This window comes from Coleofasciculus chthonoplastes PCC 7420 (genome assembly GCF_000155555.1).
Classification (GTDB): domain Bacteria; phylum Cyanobacteriota; class Cyanobacteriia; order Cyanobacteriales; family Coleofasciculaceae; genus Coleofasciculus; species Coleofasciculus chthonoplastes_A.
Genome location: NZ_DS989872.1, coordinates 50505 through 67872, shown reverse-complemented (window position 1 = coordinate 67872; position 17368 = coordinate 50505). Strand labels below are relative to the sequence as shown.

17 protein-coding genes, 1 tRNA gene and 1 pseudogene are annotated in these 17368 nt (G+C 43.7%); 9 read left to right on the top strand and 10 right to left on the bottom strand.

All coding sequences use genetic code 11. The features are described from left to right. Positions 1-267: pseudogene (locus MC7420_RS31015) on the bottom strand (glyoxalase-like domain protein); the annotation flags it as partial. Positions 268-556: 289 nt separating this feature from the next. On the opposite strand from MC7420_RS31015, the gene MC7420_RS31010 reads away from it, so the two are divergent. Beyond that, complete coding sequence (locus MC7420_RS31010; RefSeq protein ID WP_006105663.1) at positions 557-1216, top strand: RNA polymerase sigma factor; 660 nt, start codon at positions 557-559, stop codon at positions 1214-1216. A gap of 45 nt (positions 1217-1261) precedes the next feature. Then, entirely contained in the window at positions 1262-2338 is a 1077-nt protein-coding gene (locus MC7420_RS31005; RefSeq protein WP_006105669.1) for a tetratricopeptide repeat protein, read from the top strand. A 377-nt stretch (positions 2339-2715) separates the two neighbouring features. Here MC7420_RS31005 and MC7420_RS31000 read toward each other — a convergent pair. Together MC7420_RS31000 and MC7420_RS30995 are read right to left on the bottom strand one after the other, a co-directional pair. Then, positions 2716-2787 (bottom strand) — tRNA-Asn (locus MC7420_RS31000). 399 nt (positions 2788-3186) lie between these two features. Continuing rightward, complete coding sequence (locus tag MC7420_RS30995) at positions 3187-3825, bottom strand: HAD-IA family hydrolase (protein ID WP_044210771.1); 639 nt, start codon at positions 3823-3825, stop codon at positions 3187-3189. 429 nt (positions 3826-4254) lie between these two features. Between MC7420_RS30995 and MC7420_RS30990 the strand changes: the two genes are divergently transcribed. Together MC7420_RS30990 and MC7420_RS30985 are read left to right on the top strand one after the other, a co-directional pair. Further along, positions 4255-4899: an ABC transporter permease gene (locus MC7420_RS30990; protein WP_006105685.1), complete on the top strand. Its 645-nt coding sequence runs from the start codon at positions 4255-4257 to the stop codon at positions 4897-4899. Between the two features lie 9 nt (positions 4900-4908). Continuing rightward, positions 4909-5523, top strand: coding sequence for a Uma2 family endonuclease (locus tag MC7420_RS30985; protein ID WP_006105649.1), 615 nt, complete (start codon positions 4909-4911; stop codon positions 5521-5523). 215 nt (positions 5524-5738) lie between these two features. Here the strand turns inward: MC7420_RS30985 and MC7420_RS30980 are convergent, their stop codons facing one another. Both MC7420_RS30980 and MC7420_RS30975 read right to left on the bottom strand, forming a co-directional pair. Then, positions 5739-6380 (bottom strand): ABC transporter permease, encoded by a 642-nt coding sequence (locus tag MC7420_RS30980; RefSeq protein ID WP_006105662.1) that lies wholly within the window; start codon positions 6378-6380, stop codon positions 5739-5741. 112 nt (positions 6381-6492) lie between these two features. Beyond that, entirely contained in the window at positions 6493-7542 is a 1050-nt protein-coding gene (locus MC7420_RS30975; protein ID WP_006105619.1) for a WG repeat-containing protein, read from the bottom strand. A gap of 174 nt (positions 7543-7716) precedes the next feature. Between MC7420_RS30975 and egtC the strand changes: the two genes are divergently transcribed. Then, positions 7717-8505 carry an ergothioneine biosynthesis protein EgtC gene (gene egtC, locus MC7420_RS30970; RefSeq protein WP_006105693.1) on the top strand — a complete coding sequence of 263 codons (789 nt, stop codon included), beginning with the start codon at positions 7717-7719 and terminating at the stop codon, positions 8503-8505. A gap of 365 nt (positions 8506-8870) precedes the next feature. Here egtC and MC7420_RS30965 read toward each other — a convergent pair whose 3' ends face one another. After that, positions 8871-9059, bottom strand: coding sequence for a hypothetical protein (locus MC7420_RS30965; RefSeq protein WP_006105633.1), 189 nt, complete (start codon positions 9057-9059; stop codon positions 8871-8873). Between the two features lie 355 nt (positions 9060-9414). Between MC7420_RS30965 and MC7420_RS30960 the strand changes: the two genes are divergently transcribed. Next, positions 9415-10380, top strand: coding sequence for a protochlorophyllide reductase (locus tag MC7420_RS30960; RefSeq protein WP_006105664.1), 966 nt, complete (start codon positions 9415-9417; stop codon positions 10378-10380). A 906-nt stretch (positions 10381-11286) separates the two neighbouring features. Here the strand turns inward: MC7420_RS30960 and MC7420_RS30955 are convergent. Together MC7420_RS30955 and MC7420_RS30950 are read right to left on the bottom strand one after the other, a co-directional pair. Further along, positions 11287-11868, bottom strand: a complete 582-nt coding sequence (locus MC7420_RS30955; protein WP_044210741.1) for a sugar O-acetyltransferase — start codon at positions 11866-11868, stop codon at positions 11287-11289. 20 nt (positions 11869-11888) lie between these two features. Next, a complete protein-coding gene (locus MC7420_RS30950; protein ID WP_006105679.1) occupies positions 11889-12512 on the bottom strand; it encodes a hypothetical protein in 624 nt (207 codons plus the stop codon). Between the two features lie 312 nt (positions 12513-12824). On the opposite strand from MC7420_RS30950, the gene MC7420_RS30945 reads away from it, so the two are divergent. Genes MC7420_RS30945 through MC7420_RS30935 form a run of 3 tightly spaced genes read left to right on the top strand, consistent with a single transcriptional unit; the run spans position 12825 to position 15741 of the window. After that, complete coding sequence (locus MC7420_RS30945; RefSeq protein WP_006105615.1) at positions 12825-13073, top strand: hypothetical protein; 249 nt, start codon at positions 12825-12827, stop codon at positions 13071-13073. Positions 13074-13129: 56 nt separating this feature from the next. After that, positions 13130-13522, top strand: coding sequence for a hypothetical protein (locus tag MC7420_RS30940; RefSeq protein ID WP_044210739.1), 393 nt, complete (start codon positions 13130-13132; stop codon positions 13520-13522). 44 nt (positions 13523-13566) lie between these two features. Beyond that, positions 13567-15741, top strand: a complete 2175-nt coding sequence (locus MC7420_RS30935) for a pentapeptide repeat-containing protein (RefSeq protein ID WP_198016602.1) — start codon at positions 13567-13569, stop codon at positions 15739-15741. A 267-nt stretch (positions 15742-16008) separates the two neighbouring features. Here MC7420_RS30935 and thyD read toward each other — a convergent pair whose 3' ends face one another. After that, positions 16009-16920, bottom strand: a complete 912-nt coding sequence (gene thyD, locus MC7420_RS30930) for a thylakoid membrane protein ThyD (protein WP_006105641.1) — start codon at positions 16918-16920, stop codon at positions 16009-16011. Between the two features lie 7 nt (positions 16921-16927). Further along, positions 16928-17317, bottom strand: a complete 390-nt coding sequence (gene psb28 / locus MC7420_RS30925; protein WP_044210767.1) for a photosystem II reaction center protein Psb28 — start codon at positions 17315-17317, stop codon at positions 16928-16930. Positions 17318-17368: the final 51 nt, after the last annotated feature.

The window sequence follows — 17368 nt, the reverse complement described above, 5'->3', positions numbered from 1 at the left end:
GTAGTAGTAATGTAGAGGAACTTCCGCTGCGGACAATTCCAGCAAGCCTTCGTAAAACTGCCGTGCCACCTCCAAATCAGACACCATAATGGTATGTACTTTTGGCGCACTGGTGAGAAACATCCACATCGCCACCGCGTAAGCTGCCAAGAGCATAACCATAATGCCTTGGGTGGAAAAAAGGCTATCTAATGGCAGAGACGGTAAAAAAGCACCCAAAGGCAGGAGCGGTAGTCGAAAGGCAATAATATCAACTGATAGAATCATTCTGACAAGCTATGTTGAGTTGATTTAAGTTTGACGAATCGGTTTTCCTGTTACAGGTTTATGATGAATACCATCTGATGTCCTATAGATGTTACTAGATGTTACTAATTTTAGCTAAGCTCAACGAGCTATGCTAATGCTCTGGTAGGTACAACTTACACGCTAAGTATGATAGGCGTCAGCAACTCACTGTTAAATCCTTGACAAAAGGGATAACACCTGCATAAGGGAGGCATCTACTGGAGAGTTAACGCCGCGCATTCGGAATTCTAGCTAGAACGTAAAGACTGTGCATATTCCACATTTTTCTGAATCCAACCATCCGCTAGTCAAATCCCTGTTTCACTACAGCGATCGCGAACTGGTGACTCTGTTTCAGCGCTATCCGGAACAGGGAAAGTATTTCACGGCGATTTTTTGCCGCTATAGTCCGATTGTCTATACCTTAATTCGTCATTCGGCGCGATCGCCTGTGCAAGCTGACTACCTCTTTGCCCTGACTTGGCGTCATATTTTCTATGAATTGCGGGGAATGGACTTTATCAAAGAGGCGGCGAGTGAGTCTAATACCTTCCAAAGCTGGCTGATTAACATGACAGCCGTCTGCATCAATCAAGCGGAGTTACCCCCAGTGGAGTCTATTCACTATAGCCTGCAAGCTGCACCACCGCCATTATGGTGTTATCTGGAGGCGGCATTAGAGCAGTTACCTGCGCTCATGCGGTTAATCATCATCATGGCGTTAACTTTTAAGTGGAGTGAAACCCGCATCGCCGCTTATTTACAAGCCGAAGGCGAAGCGATCGCACCCGCTCAAGTCAGAAATCAACTCCAGCAAGGGTATCAGCGATTAGAGGCAAACTTACCCGATGATATTCGCGAGATTTACTTACAGAAAGCAACGGATAATGCCGAGGGCAAGTCCGAATTCAATGCTGTCGCCGTATAAACTAAGGATAGAAATTTCTGATCCCGATTAAAAAATCTCCCGATCATGAACAGAGGATATCTCTCGGTGAAGGTGATTCGTCGCACAGCGATGGCTCTAATTTCTGGGGCGGTACTGCTGGCGAGTAACCCGGCTCAAAGTCAAACCGTCTCCAATGACACGGGTTTTGACTTACAAGATCAATTAACAATTCCCTTAGATAGCACGATTCAACGGGAAGCACGAAATGAGGCAGATGTACTGTTGCGGTTAGGAGGAGAGGCAAAACGCCAAGCAAATTTGCAAAAAGCGATCGCCTATTGGCAACAGGCGCTGGATCTTTATCAGAAAATTGGCGATTTTGAAGGACAGGGCTTAGCTTACAATTATATCGGTCTCGCTTACGCTGATTTGGGACGCTTTCCCCAAGCTGAAGAGTCTCTGCGCCGTCGGTTAGGGGTGGCTCGTTTCCTCCAAGATTTTCAGGGACAAATTTATGCCTTGAATAACGTCGGTACGGTGCTGCTGCAATCAAACGATCTCGACGCCGCTCAAGAAAGCTTTACTGAAGCCCTAACCATTGCTCGCACAGTGGGCGATCGCGAAGGGGAAGGACTTAGTTTGAGCAACCTGGGTTTAGTCGCGGCTCGTGCGGGTGATTATTTAGAGGCGATTAAACAGTATAAAGCGGCGATAACCTTGCGGCGGAGATTAGGCGATCCCTTGGGAGAAGCAAATACCCGTAATAATTTAGGCGATGCCTATTTCGCGATCGCCTCCTATAAAAATGCAATTGGTTCCTATCGCTATACCTTACAACTGGCACAAGATAGCCAGGATATTCCCAATCAGTTTCGCGCCCTGCGGGGATTGGCGAAATCCTATAGCATCATTGGTCCAGATTTGCTAGCGATTCGATACCTGAATCAGCATCTCGCCTTAGCCCAAGAACAGGAAAGCTTAAGCAGAGAACTCGTTACACTACGGTTATTTGCCGAATTTTACCTCGCCAGAGGCAATGTAGTGAAAGCGAAGCAATTTTACGAACAAGCGATCGCTCTCGCTAATGCGATCGGCGAAACTCAGCAAGAAGCCTTATTACGGAATCAGTTAGCCCAAATCCTTTATGACAGAGGGGATTGAACTTCTATAGCACTACGCATTAAGGTTAGGACAAGTTGCCGCGCTCACCGTCGAAGCCTCACGCCGAAGTCCGAGGTGTTGCCTATTGCAAGAAAGCCTAGCGCGTAGCGCTATATCTTCCTCAACGCCGAGCAACAAGATTGGTATTGGGCATCTACAATAGGGCTTGCTGAATAAGTGGTGAGGTGAGGGGGAGCAGGGGAAGCTGGGGGAGCTGGGGGAGCAAGGGTACATTTTCCCTGAGCAAGGTGATGCCATACTTATGAAGGATGCTACCCCATTTCCTGGCACTTTATCCACTGTCCATACGCCTCAAAGTATTGATGGATCAGGGTTTCCGGGTTGTGCAGTAAGCCCTACAATAAGTTATTTTTTAACTCCCCAGGCCGGATTCGAACCAGCGACCAATCGGTTAACAGCCGACCGCTCTACCACTGAGCTACTGAGGATCATGACTTCAATGCTTGCCACGATTACTAATCTTACCCACTAAAGGGATGATTTGGCAAGTCCTTTGGCAAAATTTTTTTTAGAGCATCCGCTGTTACGCCTTCGGTTTTCCAGTCATACCTGTAATTTCTCGCCATAAAAAATGCTGTAACCCCTTTGGTTAAAGGATTTCAGCTAATATTGTTTCTTCACTTCATTGCCGATGTGTCAAGCAGCGCGATCGCGGATCTATACTCAATCGAGATCAACTCCCCCTGTTTTGATCTGTAGGGAGTCTTGTGGTGGGGAGAGGCAATAGGGAAGCGGATAATAGGGGCTTAGTGATATAGCAACCGCCATGGCTGTTAGGACACATCATTTATGTAGAGACGCGCCATGGCGCGTCTCTACAATGGTGCTTAATCTAATTGTGCGATAATGTTCAATACATCACCAGGATGGTCAACTAAAAAATCAGGATTGTATTGGTTTAATACACTGAACGAATTAAATCCCCAAGTTACGGCTATCACCTTTATGTTGATCTTCTTGGCGGCGGAGATATCTCGCGTTTCATCTCCTATATACATAAGAGACTTAGATTGAATGGAGTGATGGTCGATCAAGTTTATTAAAGCGCGTGATTTACCAAAGATTGAAGGTTCTGAACAAATAAAACTAAAAAAACAGTCTAACCCATGTATATTTAAGAATTTTCTAACATTGTCTTCGCTATTTGAAGTTAAGATACCGATAATTTGTTCTTTATTTTTCAACTCTTTTAACAAATCAGGGATTCCAGCAACAGGCTTTAGAAATTCAATATCCTGATGCAATTCTGATTGAATCCGCTTCAGCAAAAAAGGAATCTTGAATAATGGAACTCCTGATTCTTTAATAATCTGGCGAGCGCTTAAATTTCTAACTCTCTCAATATCTGATGGCATTAACGGTTTATATCCAAAGTCGTCCGCTAAACGATTCGCGATCCGGACGATTGCGTTGAAAGTATCCGCTAAAGTGCCATCAAAATCAAAAACAATGACTTTTATACTCATGAGTTGGCTCCGACAATTGACAATAACCGAAATGTCAACAGATGCCTCAAAATTCATCTAGACATCCTGCTAAAACACCAACGTCGGAACATCTCAGTTTCTTGTCCAAGATTTTTCCGAATTCCGTAAGCGTAGGATCTATAAGCTGTTCGGTATTTAAACCTTAATATCAATAAGGGCAATGGCGCAATCCTTGTAGTGCGTTTAGCGAAGCCATGCCGCAGGCTTTGCATCTTGCTCGCTACTAATACCCAATTTAAATGCATGACAGCTTAGTGTAGGGAAAGATAAAAAACTTGACATGAAAGCATGAAAACCAAGTAAAATCCGGGTTGTAGGGATAAAGGCTGGGGCAGATAGCCTGATCACTACAGCCACTGGCATGGGCAGAATGACTGTATGATAAACGTTAATGGCTGAAAAACTCAAATGTTTCAGAAATTTACTGAAGTCCTAAATTATATTGCTAGTCATCCAGACAACTTTAGGGAAGCCCTAGGGCAACATCTGTTATTGGTACTCGTACCACTGACAATCAGCTTGGTGCTGGGTTTACCGTTAGGGCTGCTGAGTGCGCGATCGCGAACTGCCTCAACTGTCTTGATTAATACCGTCAATGGCTTACGAGTTATTCCCAGCTTAGCGATTTTATTTGTTGCCATTCCCTATTTGGGGCTTAGCTTCAAATCGGCGGCGGTAGCGTTGACGCTTTTAGCACTACCACCGATTTTGATCAGCACAGATGTCGCCTTTCGCAATATTGAACCCACTATCATCGAAGCCGCCAAAGGAATGGGAATGTCTCCCCGGCAAATTCTGCAACAAATCGAAATCCCGTTAGTCTTACCCGTAATTATTGCTGGGATTAAAACCGCGACAGTCGAGGTGATTGCCAGTGCGACTCTGGCTGCTTTTATTGGCGCAGGGGGATTGGGCAGTTTTATTGTGTTGGGGTTTGCCCTTTATGATCAAAGTATTTTATTGGTGGGTGCTATTCCAGTGGCAATTTTGGCATTAGTGGCGGAGGTGAGTTTGACTGCTTTACAACGATTGACATCCTCACATAGCGCGTAAGAGATAAAGATGGTACAGACACCTGCTAGTCGAGACACTGAAACCCTATCGATTGAATTGCCTAAGGCGATTGGGCTGTACGTCACCCAGGAACAGTTTGCTGCTATAGTCGCAGCCAATCGCGACTTGAGACTGGAAAGAAGTGCAAAAGGAGAGTTAATTGTGAACCCACCAACAGGCTGGGAAACTGGAAGACGCAACCGTAGCCTCACCGGACAACTTGATCGCTGGTACGAAGAAAATGAGGATTTGGGTGAAGCCTTTGACTCCTCAACTGGCTTTATTTTACCCAATGGTGCAACTCGCTCTCCTGATGCCTCTTGGGTGAGTCGGGAACGTTGGCAGGCGCTTACTCCGGAACAAAGAGGAACCTTTGCTCATATCTGCCCGGATTTTGTGGTTGAGTTACGCTCTAGTTCAGATACCCTCAAGTCTGTGCAAGATAAAATGAGGGAATATATCGACAATGGCGCTATATTGGGATGGTTAATCGATCCGCAGCAGCGACGGGTGGAGATTTATCGAGCGGGTCAGGATGTGGAGGTGTTGGAGAATCCGGCTGAGTTGTCCGGTGAAGACGTGTTACCGGGTTTTGTTGTGAATCTGCGTCGATTGTGGGATTGAAAATGGTATTAAGCTGTTATGCATTTAAATGCATGATAGCTTAAAGCGATAGTACCAGTATTTTTTCGTTTACCGACACAACCTGATTTTTCTTTAGATTTTGTTTTAGAACAAATTACTCCCTCGATTTCATAGAGTCTGAACAACAAAAGGCAGTCACCTCATTAAGATGCAACAACACCTGATCCAACTCTTTTACAAATCTCCTCTCCCAATCAACCCTCACTCATCAGCTTGATTTTTCGTTGCGGATTCGATAGCCACTGTAATCCTAGCAAAATACCATTTAAAGCAAACGCCAAAATCGCCACGGTAATTGCCCCCGCCCAAATCTTATCGTAGCGACTCTGAGACACCCCATCAAAGAGGAGTACCCCCAATCCTCCCGCCCCAAATTTAGCACCAATTGTAGAGATCGCGATCGCGACAATTGTTGCCAAACGGATTCCAGCAATACCAATGGGTAAAATTAGGGGAATTTGTACCCACCACCAACGTTGCCAAGCATTCATCCCCATCCCGCGTGCGGCTTCTAAAATTTTCGGATCAATCGATTGTAAGGCGACTAAAAAATTACGGACTAGAATCACCTGGGTATAGAGAATCATTGCCACCACGACTGATTGGCGATTTAAGCCCAAAAGTGGCACAAGCAGAATAATTAGCGCCAGACTGGGTATGGTGTAGAGGATGCCCAGAATACCCACGACTGGGATACTCAGCCAACGGTAGCGAGTGATCAGCACCGATAACGGCAGTGCGATCGCCACCGCAATTAGTACGGCTAAACTCGTCATCTGGAGATGTTCGAGCAGTAATTGAATAATATCTTCAGGATTTCTAATAATATAGTTCATCAGGAGTTAGACAAATTAAAGTGGATGGTTGAGATTAGGGAATAGAGAATACCCAATTTATATTAATTTTGATAAAAACACAAACAACCGAGGGTATTCATAACACAATCAACTAACACCGAGACCCCGATTTAGGATTAACCCATACCCGTGCTAGTCCCTGAGAGAAGATACCCAAATTAGCCGCTGCTACTGGTGGTTGTAGCGCTACTTTTCCCGTCTTATCGATGTAAACCCAAGCTCGGTTAAAATGTACGGCGGCTAGTCCTTGAGAAAAGTTACTAGCTCTAGCAAATTGAAAGGGAATGGCTAATTCACCACTCTTATCAATATAGCCTAACTTGGCTTCTACTCTCACCAACGCCAATCCTTCGGCAAACTCTTTGGCATCATCGAATTGGGGTGAGATGACGACGTTACCTGTTTCATCAATATAGCCCCACTTTTCCTCTATTTTTACCGCTGCTAATCCTTCCGTAAATCTTGTTGCTTGATTAAATTGGGGTGAGATGACGACTTTACCTGTTTCGTCAATGTAGCCCCATTTCTCTTCAATTTGTACCGCAGCTAACCCCTGATTAAAACTCTCAGCCTTATCAAATTGAGGTCGAACAACTAGCTTACCTGTTTTATCGATGTAACCCCACTTGGTATCAATTTCTACGGCGGCAAACCCTTGAGTGAATTTCCGGGCTACATCAAATTGAGGTGGAACCACGACTTGACCACTCTTATCCATATAGCCGTATTTATCATCAATCTTCACGGCTACCAATCCTTGCGAGAAGGAAAAGGTAAACAAAATAGAATGATCGGGCTGGGGGGGAACGACTGCTATTTCCCCGCTCTTGTCAATGTAGCTCCATTTTTCGTTAATCTGCACAGCGGCTAACTCATCAGCAAAGCTCAGAGCTATGTCAAATTGAGGCGAAATCACCAGCTTTCCCGTTAGGTCAATATAACCCCACTTCTCCCCAACTTTTACCGCTGCTAATCCTTCGGAAAAATCGGTTGTCGAGGCAAATTGTGGTGGTACAACAAACTCGGCATTCTGGTTGATATAACCCCCACTTCCACCACCAGCGCAAGCTCGTGCCGGGATGGGTTGGCTACTGCTTAAAGTTGTGAGTGTGAGCATCAGTGCCAGAATTGATTTTTTCATGGTTATTTCAACTCCAATAATTAGGGAAAGTATCCACTAGGTAGAGTCGCGCTCGTTCCCCAGACTTACTTGTTAGGGAAGTTTGCCAGGATGTCGCCTAACCATTCAATTAAAAATTGACACTAAAGCTATCATTTCAGCCTAAAATGCAATTGGATTCAATGGAAGATAAGCATGTGCCGATTACTGGGCTACCTAGGTTCCCCTCTCCAACTTGATCAGCTATTGTATAAACCTGAACGTTCTCTGGTTGTCCAGAGTTACTTGCCACAGGAGATGACATCGGGTGTGGTTAATGCGGATGGATTGGGCATTGGTTGGTATCACTCAACCCAGGATGTTAATCCATTTACCTACAAAAATACGCTACCCATCTGGAATGATATTAATCTACCGGAATTGAGCCGTTATGTGGAATCTGACTGTGTACTGGCGTATGTTCGGAGTGCGACGCCCGGTCAAGCTTTAGACATGGGAAACTGTCAACCCTTTCGTCGCGATCGCATTTTATTCATTCACAATGGTTTTATCGAACGGTTCCGCCAGACGCTCTATCGACCGATTCGCGATCGCCTGAGTGATGAAATTTACCAGTCAATCCACGGTACAACCGATTCTGAGCATATTTTTGCCCTCCTTGTCAATGAAGTGCAAAGGGTTGCCGATGCTTCCTTAGAGAAAGCTTTATCCCAAACCTTGATCCAGTTGAAACAATTAGCCCAATCCTATCAAGTCAACTTTTCTGCCAATGTGATTATCAGCGATGGGCATAGCCTCGTTGCTAGTCGCTACGCATCGGGTAGTAGTGCGCCCACCCTATACTGGTTACGGGATGATCCTAATTACCCTAACGCTGTCCTGGTTGCCTCTGAACCCTTGTTTGCGGGGAATTGGCACAGTTGCCCAACCAATAGCCTGCTGGTGGTTAAAGAGGATTTGGAAGTTTGCATCAATCAATTCTAAAGAACGGATAATGTCATGGAACTTGACCCATTCCAGAGGATGCCGATGCACCGCAATCTCAATGCCGTTGAAGTTTGTGTTATTCTAATAAATACCTACCATCTCATTTTTCTCAACCCAGCGCTCTCTCACGCTCGGGTTTTCTTAGATGTCTAACTAAGTCGAATAGGCATAGGTTGAGTTCTATAGCTTAGCTCTTAAGATTAGTTTGAGATAAGTCCAGGGTATTTTTTTCAGGCTTAACTATCTTTTAACAGTATTGCGGAATCCCGTTATCTGGAAGGATTCTAGCATTCTATATACCTGCACTTATCGCCTCATACCCTAGGTTTATTCATTCATACCCTGCCGAAGACAACTCCTGATTAGCCACGCCAATCGGGAAATTGACCCTGAAGACAGGCAGCGATTTCATCGTTCCAGTCGTCTTCTATTTGGGTAATCCACGCCTCAAACTTATCCTCAGTTTTTGAGTTGAACATTTTGTACCGTAATTTTAACGACAATTTATCTCCGTGCTGAGATTGGTTATGAGAGAGTTGGTAATAAGTCATTATTAATCTTCCGATAATTATTAATTAACTAGAAGTCACTGATTTTCTAAACTTCCTTTAACAAATATATTGAATTGTAAAGAAAAGATCTAGGCATTGGGTAACACAACCCAGGTGATGATTGGCGAGAAGAGGGGTGATACTGTATGGTCTGGATAAGTAATTTCAATGCAACGTCAGCGTGACTAGACAGAATCCCTTTGGTGAGCGAGGTCACAAATTTTACCTCTGCCTCTTTACCCAATCCATCGGAAACTTTTTTGATCAACTGGATCTCCTCAACTGTAAAATCGGTAGATCAGTGGGATGAGATCCTAGAAAGCAGTTAACGGCGGTTAACGGAGTTTTGAATCAAATGGAACAACATCAGAAATCAACGGTTGTAATTACGGGTGCCTCGTCAGGGGTGGGTTTATATGCTGCCAAAGCCTTGGCGCAACGGGGAAACTGGCATGTCGTGATGGCTTGTCGGAATTTAGAGAAAGCCCAAAACGCTGCCCAAGAGGTGGGTATGCCGGAGGACAGCTACACGATTATGCATATCGACTTGGGTAGCTTAGAGAGTGTGCGCCAGTTTGTAGCTAAATTCCGGGAAAGCGGCAAATCCTTAGATGCCTTGGTGTGCAACGCAGCCATCTATATGCCCTTACTCAAGGAACCTCTGCGATCGCCAGAAGGGTATGAGTTGAGCGTTGCCACAAATCACCTGGGACATTTTCTCTTGTCTCATCTGATGCTAGAGGATTTGAAGCATTCCTCGGCTGAGTCTCCCCGGCTGGTTATTTTAGGAACGGTGACTCACAATCCCGATGAATTGGGTGGGAAGATTCCACCGCGTCCAGATTTAGGGCAACTCAAGGGGTTTGAAGCGGGATTCAAGGAGCCTCACTCGATGATTGATGGCAAAAAGTTTGAACCCGTCAAAGCCTACAAAGACAGCAAAGTCTGTAACGTTCTGACCATGCGAGAACTGCATCGGCGCTATCACGAGTCAACCGGTATCGTCTTCAGTTCCCTGTATCCAGGATGTGTGGCTGATACACCCCTGTTCCGCAATCACTATCCCTTGTTTCAGAAAATCTTTCCCTTGTTCCAGAAACACATCACGGGTGGGTATGTGTCCCAGGAGTTGTCAGGTGAACGGGTTGCTGCTGTCGTTGCCGATCCTGAATATAGCCAATCTGGTGTCTATTGGAGTTGGGGGAACCGACAGAAGAAAGATGGCAAGTCCTTTGTGCAGAAGGTTTCTCCCCAAGCCCGCGATGATCAAAAAGGGGAACGGATGTGGGAGTTAAGCGCCAAGTTAGTGGGAGTTGCTTGATCGGAGACTAAGCTGTCACCCATTTCAAGTGGGAATGGGTTGCGAGCAAGATGCAAAGCCTGCGGCATGGCTTCGCTAAAGCCTGCGGCATGGCTTCGCTAAACACCCGACAAGGATTTCACCATTATTGACAGGTTGAAATACCAAACAGCTTAGGTGTTACCGTTCCTCCCAACCACATAATGAGTCGGGGTGATTCATAAATTGCCCCGACTATAATTTTGGAAAAAATTGGTTAGTCTTTGGACATAAAATATTAAGAAATATTAACAAGTGTCAACTTCTGACTGTTCTCTATTCCCCGTTTCCTGTGGCTTTGTCCATGTCCTGACGACTTAATCGCATAAATAATACAGTGTATTACGAAATCGTTGACAATTATTGTATCCTTTTCTACCATAGTTAATATTCCTTCTAAAGAAGGTGACTTAGATGTATTACAGTAAGGGAATTTACTCTCACAGCTAGAAGAAAATTCCATTGCTGTGAACGATTGATGTTGACGATATTTAGATAGGGCGCATTTACCCAACAAGCCGTTAGGGAGTTGCGTAAAAATAAAGTACCAGTTAGGAAAGCTGTATTAATCAATTTAGTCAAGCTTGATTGGTATATTATTAAGCCGCAAGTCCCTTAGGTTGTTCAAGCTTTGTGTTTTTAATCTAGACAAAGTTTTGTAGAACGGCAAAATCTGTTTGAATGGAGCGATTCGTTGAACAAGATAGCTCTACGCGAACAGGTCATGGTAAGTGAAACTTTAGTGATAGCAGATGGATGTTAGGGTGCATTTTCTGATTCAGGTGACGTGTTTGATAAGGGTCTTTATTTAATCAACGCCACTGATAGATAATACGCGATCGCTGTTTATTCTCTTTCAACAAGAGAGGGCGATCGCCTTTTTTTTGGTTAAATCTCCAGGATGGGAGGTTGAGTTGGATTCGCCGAGCGAATAACCCGACAGGGGTTTCCTACGGCGATAACATTGGCGGGAATATTTTTAGTCACAACGCTACCCGCACCAATGGTTGTGTGATCACCAATCGTAACACCTGGACCAATAATTGCACCGCCACCAATCCAGACATTATTGCCAATTTTAATCGGTGCAGCCAGTTCGCGTCCAGTTAGTCTTTGGGCGGGATCAGTGGGATGATAGGCGGTATAAATCTGCACATAGGGACCACATAAAAGGTTATCGCCTAGGTGAACTGTATTACAGTCGAGAATCACACAGCCATAATTCATATAGAGATTATCGCCAACATAGATATTACTGCCATAATCACAGTAAAATGGAGGACTAATTTGAGGATTAGATCCCAGCTTGCCAAATAAGTCTTGTAAAAGGTGCGATCGCGTTTCTATTTCGTCTTCGGTTGTGGCGTTGTACAAGCGCGTGAGATGACAGGCTTGATTGTGTAATGCTTTTAATTCAGGGTCAGATGCTAGATATAGCTCTCCCGCTAACATCTTCTGTTTTTCGCTCATTAGAAACTAACAGTTGTCTTCTACTCTACGAATCGTTTTAAAATTTGAATCACCCGATGCAGTTGGTTCTCACGGCGAGTTGAAAGGGTAAATTTATCGGATAAATCATATTCTCTTTGCTGAGGGTTGAGTTTGACAAAAAGGTAATCTTCTCCGGTGGTGATTAAACCATAAGCGGGATTCTCAGTTGTCGGGTTAGACATCATGTAGGCGAGGGTTTGGGGTAAAGCCTGCATCACACTAAAACCATAGCGTTTGGTTTCTAAAAGGATGAGCCATAGTCTATCCTGCATGACTAAAATATCGATGAGTCCCTCTAGGATTTGGTCTTTGTCTTCGATTTCAATTTTGATGTATTTCTCTCCTTTAATAAGATAGGGGGGATCGTACAAGCCTAATAGTTCTAGAATGGGAGCAATTATAATCAGGTTTACGGTACTTTCGGTAATCGCACCAACGGCAAGATAGTAACGATAGCGGGTTCGTAGGCGATCGCACGTTTCAATTTCCCCTAGACTGAGTTCTGGCAATGGTTCTAGCCATTCGGGGAAGAAGGTGGGGTTGGTTGTCGGCTGCAATTGAAAGGTTTGATGCGCCTGGTTTAAGTTTGTAATTGCTTTGGTAACACCAATAACTTGGGGCATGGCATGGATTTGAGATAAGGGGGTGATTTCTCTGGGAAGTTGGCAACGCCTGGGCGTTCTTTCATTTTAGGGGTGATTGTTAACCTGTAAGCCGAATCGGGGCGATGAATCCTGATTCTCTGGGATAGGGCTTGGTAACCAAGCCCCTACGAGGGTTGGTGCTAACTGAAAACTCGGATTCTGAATCCTATATTCTCTACAGGATAAGGCTTGCGGCGGAATGGCTTAACGGGTACGATGCCTTGATTGGGAAGGGGTTGGGGTGAAACGTTTAAGATTTGATACGATACCCTTGTCAAATTCCGCTAGGCATTGGCTAGATTAAAATATCTTTTTCCGGTTTTCCCGATAAACTCAGTCCAACTCGGTATCCGCATCCCTACCCATCTCAACCAACGTCTGACTGACTATATTGAACGCACGGGGTTGTCAAAGACGGAGGTGGTGATTAATGCGTTGGCGTCTTATATGGGGTGTAGTGAAGAGATTCCCCTGAATGAACGGGTGGCGTCTCTGGAGGCGAAGATGATGGTGTTGGAGGGATTGGTTAAGGAAAGGTAAGCCAAAACCATTTGATGTGACCTAATTTTGTCCTCTACAGAACAATGGGATAGCTGGTGAGTAACTTCAATGATTTAAATGACCCAGAAAAATTAGCTTATTATATCAAAATTGTCTTAGAATATTCACAATTAAATGACGCTAATCCTAAACCTCACAATTCTAATTTTTCCAAGTTGGAACCTACAGAAGCATTACAGCTAATAAAACAAATGAAAAAAGTTTTTACAATAAGTCATGAAGAGTCCTGGGAATATGAGATAAAAAACGTCAAAAAGTATGCAATAAAAGTTTATTATTCTAAGCATTCAGGATGGGATATATCTATCATATCTACTGGCTTAAATCACATTATAGACGCTGTTTTGTTTTTGTTGAGAATCCGAAACTTTAATTATATAAATCTTGAAAATGCCATGAATATGATGAAGATAATAGAAAAAACATAAAACAGCATTTATTATTGACGCAAAAAAAATTCAGTATGATTCCTATGAAAACCCAATTTATGACTGCTGAAGAAGTATTGCGGCGATATGCAGAAGGTGAACGGAATTTTGAGAATATTATTCTAAAAGGTCAGTCTTTCAGAGGAAAAAAATTATCAGGAGCAAACTTTTCTGGCTCTGACATCAGGGGGACAGACTTTTCAAGTGCTACTTTGAGTGAAGCAAAATTTATCAATGTCACAGCAGGACTACCATTTTATATTAAATTGACTTTAATGGTCTCATCACTTATTATTTCTTTCCTATCTGGCTTATTTGCATCAATTACTGGTCTTTCGATTTTTAACTCTATAACTGAGATTGCTTACCAAAAACCTTTATTTTTAGCAATATCTCTTATTACGGCAATGCTATCTGTGCTACTGGCGACTGTAATGAGTGTGCATCTCAGTGAGAAAGTAATAAATTCTTACAAAGCTAGTTTATCCATAGCCAATCTAATTGCTGTTTTATTAGCGGCTGTCGGACTTACACTTGGTATGATTATAGGCATAAACTTTGTAGCATCTACGACAATTACTAATACAGCCAGAATGTTAATAATCGGTCTGGTAACAGCTACATTAAGCCAAGCTCTTGTTACAGGTTTATCACTCACGAGCATTATAGCCTATATAACCTTTGGACAGATAGCGAGTGAATTATCTATTCTTCTCGGAGTGCTAGGTACTATAATTGGTACTATATCGTCAACTACATCGGAGAGATTAGTAATTTTATTAATTGCTACTGTGACAGCCGGGATTGGACAATTCTGTAGTCAAGGAGCTAGAGATGGAAAAGTAACATGGGCATTGACGAGAAAAGCTGGAACTTTCTTTACCTGTATCGGGGGAACGAATTTTAAACAAGCTGATTTGAGTTACGCTGATTTTACTACAGCAACTATCAAAAGTAGTAATTTTAATGGTGCTAACCTCACTTATATCCGATGGAAGGATGCCAAAATAAGTTTTTCGCGATTGGGAAATACCTATCTTGATAATCTAAAAATTCAGCAAACACTTATCACACTTAATGGACAAAAGCAAAATTTTGACAACTTGAATTTTGAAAATGTAAATCTGAAAGGAGCAGAATTACAAGATGCTAGTTTTATCGGAGCCAATTTAAACCAAGCCAACTTAAAGGATGCGAATTTGTCTGGGGCAAAGTTGAAGCAAACCCAATTAGATGAAGCCGATTTAACAGGTGCAACCCTCACCGGAGCCACAATTGAAGATTGGGGTATCACCAGTCTTACCAAATTACAGGGGGTTAGATGTAGGTATGTCTTCATGCGTTTACCAACTAAAGATAACCCAAACCCACGCCGCAAACCGGATCACTGGGAGTCGGAGTTTGATGATGGGGATTTTGCAGACTTTATTAAGCCTATAGTTGATACCCTTGACCTCTATCATAATCAGGGGGTTGACCCTCGCGCTATTGCAATTTCTCTCAAACAGTTAGCTGAAAATAACCCAGAGGCTGAGTTAGAAATTGTGGCGATGGAGAAACGGGGTAAAGACAAATTCTTACTCCGTGCAGCAACGGCTCCTGACGCTGACCATTCTGATCTGTATGCTGAGTATTCTAAGATTCACAACCATATCAAAGCCTTAGCTGAGTCAGAAGTACAGGCATTACTTACGGAGAAAGATAGCCAAATTCCATTTTTAAGGACTACCATAGAAACTCTATTAAAAGTACAGTTAGAAACGGTGCAACAGCTACAGCGTCCAAGTTTTTATGTCCAAAAGTACAACAACCAAGGAGATACCATGTCAAATGCCCCTAGAAAATATACTAAAAATGACTTCAGTGGTAGCACTTTTATGGGTGGATTTGTAAATGCTGATACATCTTATGCCCATCAAATAGGCAGAGATATTAACAATTATCCTCCAGAGCAACGACAAAACTTAGCGGATGCAGCCGCAGAAATCCAGCAGCTTCTGCAACAACTTGAGCAAACTTATCCGAATGCAACTGAAATCGAAAAACAGAGTGCGTTAGCTGTAACTCTGCAACAAGAAATTAAGCAAAACCCAACATTCAGAACCCGCCTACGTAATGCCCTCAAAGAAGGTGGAATCGAAGCGTTGAAGGTGTTGTTTGCTCCGATTGGCATTCCCATTGAAATGGTTAGGGGGTGGATTGAAGCAGAAGCCGAATAACTTCTTTCATCTCCCCGTCAAAATTAATGTCAACAATGACGAAATCTTTGTAGTGCGAGCATCTTGCTCGCTACTAATATAGCAACCGCTATAGCGGTTAGGACAAATCATTTGATAGAGACGTTCCGCCGGAACGTCTCTACAACAGTTCGGAAAGTCCTAATCGATGTGTCTACTGCTATACTTAATTTAAATGCATGACAGCTTACAGTTAATTCGACGGTCAAACATCACACAATAAGACAAAAAAACTGTTCCCCAAGCGTGTCACTTAGACGTAACAATATCAGCTAACGCAGGTTTGACATTAGCATAGTCATAGTTAAAACCACTGCTAGTTGTGCGCTTAGGTAACACCTTTTGACCTTCTAAAACAACCTTAGCCCCCTCTCCCAATAACGCTTCCAAGGCAATACCGGGAACAGGTAACCAGGAGGGACGATTCATCACATCTCCCAACGTTTGGCAAAACTCCGACATCCGCACTGGGTTAGGTGCTGTTCCATTAAATACCCCTTCCATCTCATTGCGGGTGAGTGCATTAATAATCAAGTTCACCAAATCCTCTCGGTGAATCCACGAAAACCACTGACGCCCACTACCAATTGGACCTCCAGCAAACAGTTGAAATGGAGGTAACATTTTCGCTAGTGCGCCACCATCACCGAGAACAATTCCAAACCGGAGAATAACCAACCGCACTCCAGCCTCTTTCACCTTTTGCGCTTCCGCTTCCCACGCCTGACAGACTTGGGCGAGAAAATCATCGCCGGGGGGACTGGTTTCGTCATAGGTTGCTGTTTCGCTAGTCCCGTAATAGCCAACAGCCGACGTATTCACTAAGACACTGGGTTTAGATGGCGCTTGGCTGATGGCTTCAACAATTCGCCGGGTTCCCAGTTGGCGGCTATCGAGAATTGCTTTTTTCCGTTCCGGTGTCCAGCGATTCTCACCAATGGGTTCTCCCGCCAAATTCACCACCCCATCACACCCTGCGATCGCCTCTTGCCAAGATCCCGATTCAGTCGGAGTATAGCCGACAATCTCTAAATCAGGAAACAACCGAGTCGCTTTGGCTCGATTTCGGGTTAAAATCATCGGTTGATGCTCTAACTCAAGCAGACGCTTGACTAAGCGAGAACCAATAAATCCGGTTGCTCCAGTAATAGCGATTTTCACGATTAACCTACTCTGCTCCCTGTGCTTGTTTGGTATCACCGTAAGCCATACCATTGACTTCGGCATAGCGGTGCATAAAGCGCATGAACCGATCCCAGTGATCTTGGCGCTCGATTTCAAATTCGCAGTCTACCCGCCTTAAATCATCGCCTTCTGGACCACCGAATATAAATTTAACGGATGAGGGTTCCACACTAATCTGCCCTTCTTCATCAATTAAAAGCAAGGCGTTGGCGAATCGTTTGGTATAACTCTGAAATTTTTCTATCGCTTTTAAAGAATCGAAACTCATTAATACTGAACGCACCCCCGAATTTCGATTTCGCCGTAAGCTAACATTGCTCAGTTCTTCAGGAAGTCCTTCAAAAAATTGAATCGATGGTGTTTGGGATGTCATTTTTAAATGGCGAATACTATATTGTTCAGTATACAAAACTTTATGCCTCTC

Bases quoted from the DNA above. Each gene is read 5' to 3' on its own strand.
- egtC (WP_006105693.1), top strand. From the start codon at position 7,717: ATGTGCCGATTACTGGGCTACCTAGGTTCCCCTCTCCAACTTGATCAG.
- MC7420_RS30950 (WP_006105679.1), bottom strand. From the start codon at position 12,512: ATGCCCCAAGTTATTGGTGTTACCAAAGCAATTACAAACTTAAACCAG.
- MC7420_RS31005 (WP_006105669.1), top strand. From the start codon at position 1,262: ATGAACAGAGGATATCTCTCGGTGAAGGTGATTCGTCGCACAGCGATG.
- MC7420_RS30995 (WP_044210771.1), bottom strand. From the start codon at position 3,825: ATGAGTATAAAAGTCATTGTTTTTGATTTTGATGGCACTTTAGCGGAT.
- MC7420_RS30965 (WP_006105633.1), bottom strand. From the start codon at position 9,059: ATGACTTATTACCAACTCTCTCATAACCAATCTCAGCACGGAGATAAA.
- MC7420_RS30980 (WP_006105662.1), bottom strand. From the start codon at position 6,380: ATGAACTATATTATTAGAAATCCTGAAGATATTATTCAATTACTGCTC.
- psb28 (WP_044210767.1), bottom strand. From the start codon at position 17,317: ATGACATCCCAAACACCATCGATTCAATTTTTTGAAGGACTTCCTGAA.
- MC7420_RS30935 (WP_198016602.1), top strand. From the start codon at position 13,567: ATGAAAACCCAATTTATGACTGCTGAAGAAGTATTGCGGCGATATGCA.
- MC7420_RS30990 (WP_006105685.1), top strand. From the start codon at position 4,255: ATGTTTCAGAAATTTACTGAAGTCCTAAATTATATTGCTAGTCATCCA.
- MC7420_RS30985 (WP_006105649.1), top strand. From the start codon at position 4,909: ATGGTACAGACACCTGCTAGTCGAGACACTGAAACCCTATCGATTGAA.
- MC7420_RS30975 (WP_006105619.1), bottom strand. From the start codon at position 7,542: ATGAAAAAATCAATTCTGGCACTGATGCTCACACTCACAACTTTAAGC.
- MC7420_RS30955 (WP_044210741.1), bottom strand. From the start codon at position 11,868: ATGAGCGAAAAACAGAAGATGTTAGCGGGAGAGCTATATCTAGCATCT.
- MC7420_RS30960 (WP_006105664.1), top strand. From the start codon at position 9,415: ATGGAACAACATCAGAAATCAACGGTTGTAATTACGGGTGCCTCGTCA.